The 3,605-nt window shown below is 64.2% G+C and carries 3 protein-coding genes; all 3 read left to right on the plus strand.

Going from position 1 to position 3,605, the window contains the following annotated elements; all coding sequences use genetic code 11:
- The first annotated feature begins 127 nt into the window (after positions 1–127).
- Positions 128–931, plus strand: a complete 804-nt coding sequence (locus ABD243_RS07230; RefSeq protein WP_344363794.1) for a creatininase — start codon at positions 128–130, stop codon at positions 929–931.
- A 597-nt stretch (positions 932–1,528) separates the two neighbouring features.
- Positions 1,529–2,953: an MFS transporter gene (locus ABD243_RS07235; protein WP_202615747.1), complete on the plus strand. Its 1,425-nt coding sequence runs from the start codon at positions 1,529–1,531 to the stop codon at positions 2,951–2,953.
- Between the two features lie 60 nt (positions 2,954–3,013).
- Positions 3,014–3,605: aminopeptidase P family N-terminal domain-containing protein (locus tag ABD243_RS07240; protein ID WP_344363798.1), on the plus strand; the 592-nt coding region annotated here is incomplete at its 3' end.

Raw genomic sequence — 3,605 nt, forward strand, 5'->3', positions numbered from 1 at the left:
GGCCCCGAATACAACATCATCGGCGCCTAACCGCACCACACCCCGACAAGGGACCGACAGCAAAAGCGGCGCCACATCCACCGTGGCGCCGCTTCCCGGCACACCATGAACGAGGAGCACCACCAACATGGACACGTCAGTATTTCTCGAAGACCTGGACGCCTTCGCATACCGGGGAGCGCTGGCCTCCGGGGACGCGGTCGTCCTCATTCCTGTCGGGTCCCTGGAGCAGCACGGGCCGCACCTGCCGCTGGGAACTGACACCCTTCTGTCGTCACACTTCGCGGAGGGGGTCGCCAGGCGCCTGGATGCACTCGTTGCCCAGCCCATCGCGTACGGGTACAAGTCGCAGCAGAAATCCGGGGGCGGCAACCACCTCTCCGGTACCACCAGCCTGGATGGTGCCACACTCATCGGGGTGGCGCGCAACCTGGTCAAGTCCTTCCTCAACCAGGGCGTCAGGCACGTGGTCTTCGTCAACGGCCACTTCGAAAACTACCAGTTCCTGTATGAGGGGATCGACCTGGCCCTGGAAGATCTGGGGCTAAAGCCCGGGGCAGAGCAGAGCGTGCTGCTGCTCTCCTACTGGGACTTTGTCAGCCAGGACACGCTGACGGAGGTCTACCCGGACGGATTCCCGGGGTGGGACATCGAACACGGGGGGGTCCTGGAAACTTCGCTCATGCTCCACCTCGAATCAGCCCGGGTTGCCATGGACCGCTTGGTGGACGGCCCGGCCGCTGTCCTGCCGCGCTTCGACAGGCTCCCTGTGGTGCCGGAGCGCACGCCGGCCACCGGCTGCCTTTCCTCAGCCGCCGGATCCAGCGCCGCCAAGGGCGAACTGCTGTACGGGCAGGTGGTCGAAGACCTGGCCGCCGACCTCGCCCGCGAGTTGGTCCGCGAACCCGTCGGGGCGGCCGTTTCAGGGTAGCGGGAATCGGCCGCCCGGCCGAGCGCGATCCGATGCAGCATCATGAATGCACCGCAGTGCGACACGTCGCCGCGGTGCATTCGTGTGTCGGGACGGACTTGGGGAACTTTAGCCGTTCTTCTTCCAGCGCTTCGGCCACTTCAGGTTCAGCAGGAGCAATCCCAGTAGGAGCGAGTCGACTGTCATGATTGCCGCCATGAGGTAGGCCCATCCGGCCATCATGGCGTGGCCTCCGGCCGCCGCCCCGCAGTGTGCATGTGTAACCGGATGCCCATGACGATCTCCTGACGTGGATCCCCCCAGTCACTCGATAGTCCACCCAGTCTGCCACCGCGTCGCCCCGGAGGGAACGGCGTTGCCGCAGGGCTCAAGCTTTTCCCAAGCTGGCACCTGACCTGCGCTTTCAATGCAACTACGTCTCACTGAGCGCAACTGTGATTCGCACTCGGGCAGGGTGCTCAGAGGGGTGGTCAATAAGTCTGTCTTGAATTAATTCACGCGCTCGAAACAAAAACCCATTGACTGTGTCATAGGTCACGCCTAATCTGATGCAACAGCGTTGCACTGATTGCAACTCCAAAACCCTTTGGTGGACACATGAGTAACGAATCTTCTTCCCCCGCCACTCTTGCGGGAGCGACCAGCCCGGAGTCGAATAACGGGCATGGCAGTACTTCCTCCGGACACAACGCCTTGAGCGGCGGAACCGCCCCGGGCGGTCAAGCCGCATCCGGCAACGGTGACGGAGTTAGCCGGGACACCCGACGGCGAGTGGTCGCCGCCAGCTTCATCGGCAACTTCGTCGAATGGTTTGACTACGCCGTCTACGGCTACCTGGCCGCAACCATCGCGGCGGTCTTCTTCCCCGAATCCAGTCCCCAGACTGCGCTCTTGCTGACGTTCGCCCTGTTCGCGATCTCGTTCCTGGTCCGGCCGCTCGGCGGCTTCGTCTGGGGCCATATCGGCGACCGCGTGGGGCGCAAGACAGCGCTTTCGCTGTCAATCCTGATCATGTCTGGAGCGACGTTCTGCATCGCCCTCATCCCGGGGTTCAACTCCATCGGGATCTGGGCCCCGATCCTGCTCCTGGTGGTGCGCGTCGTCCAGGGCTTCTCCGCCTCGGGCGAATACGCCGGCGCATCCGCCTTCCTGGTGGAGTACGCCCCGGCCAACAAGCGCGGCCTGTACGCCGCGGTGGTCCCGGCCAGCACGGCCGCAGGCCTGCTGCTTGGCTCCCTGCTCGCGGGCCTGCTGACCGTCCTGCTCAGCGCCGAGGCCATGCAGAGCTGGGGGTGGCGCCTGCCGTTCCTGCTCGCAGCCCCGATGGGCCTGATCGGACGCTACATCCGCACCAAGCTCGAAGACACCCCGGTGTTCCGCGAACTGGCGGAAGAGGACCACGCCATCAAGGCGCCGGTCTCCAGCCTGTTCCGGAAGCACTGGCGGCTGCTGCTCAAGGCGGTCGGAGCCGTGCTGCTCAACGCCGTCGGCTTCTACGTGATCCTCAGCTACATGCCCACGTACCTGTCCTCGGAACTTGGCCTCGGCGCAGCCGAATCCTTCCTGGCCACCACCATCGCGCTGGTGACCTACATCGGGTTCATCTTCCTGACCGGAATGCTCTCGGACCGCTACGGCCGGAAGAAAGTCCTCATTTCAGCATCCCTGAGCTTCATGGTGCTGACCGTTCCGGCCTTCGCCCTGCTGGGCACGGGGAACTTCCTGGTGATCGTCCTGGTCCAGATCCTGCTGGGCGGCATGCTCACACTCAATGACGGCACACTCCCGAGCTTCCTGGCGGAAATGTTCCCAACCCGCGTCCGCTACAGCGGCTTCGCCGTCAGCTTCAATCTCTCCAACGCCCTCTTCGGCGGCACCGCACCCTTCATGGCGACCCTCCTGATCGCCGCGACGGCCAACGCCCTGGCTCCGGCCTGGTACCTGGCCGGCGCCGCGGCAGTCTCCCTGATTGCCGTCGTGCTCTCCCGCGAAACCAGCAAGGAACCGCTGCGCCACGAGTAGCCCCGGCCGGCCTCTAAATTTCCCCTCTAAAGAACAGCACTGCAGAAAGGCACCACCATAATGAGCATCACCACGTCCGACAACGCTTCGTCCATCGCCGAGCTGGAGCGTCTGAAAGTTCTGCACAACGGGCAGAAGGAAAAGCTGACCTTCTCCAATGCTGAATTTGAGCGCCGGCTCGGCGGATTGCGCCGGATCATGGCAGAGAAGGACCTGGACGCCGTCGTCCTGACCAGCTACCACTCCATCAAGTACTACTCCGATTTCCTCTTCACGTACTTCGGCCGTTCCTACGCCATGGTGGTCACCAAGGACGACACCGTGACCGTCACGGCCAACATCGATGCCGGCATGCCGTGGCGCCGCAGCTACGGTGACAACGTGGTCTACACGGACTGGCGCCGGGACAACTACATCTTCGCCATCCAGGAGGCCCTGCGCACCCGCGGCATCAACCCCCGCAGGCTCGGCGTCGAAGACGATTCGCTCCCGCTGGACAACCGCAACAAGATCCAGGCGGCCTTCGCCGGGGCCACCCTGGTGGACGTCGCCCAGGCCGCCATGCGCCAGCGGATGATCAAGTCGGCCGAGGAGATCGAGGTCATCAAGCACGGTGCCCGGATCGGGGACCTGGGCGGCGAGGCCATCCGCA

It is taken from the genome of Arthrobacter humicola, from assembly GCF_039531445.1.
Taxonomy (GTDB): Bacteria; Actinomycetota; Actinomycetes; order Actinomycetales; family Micrococcaceae; genus Arthrobacter; species Arthrobacter humicola.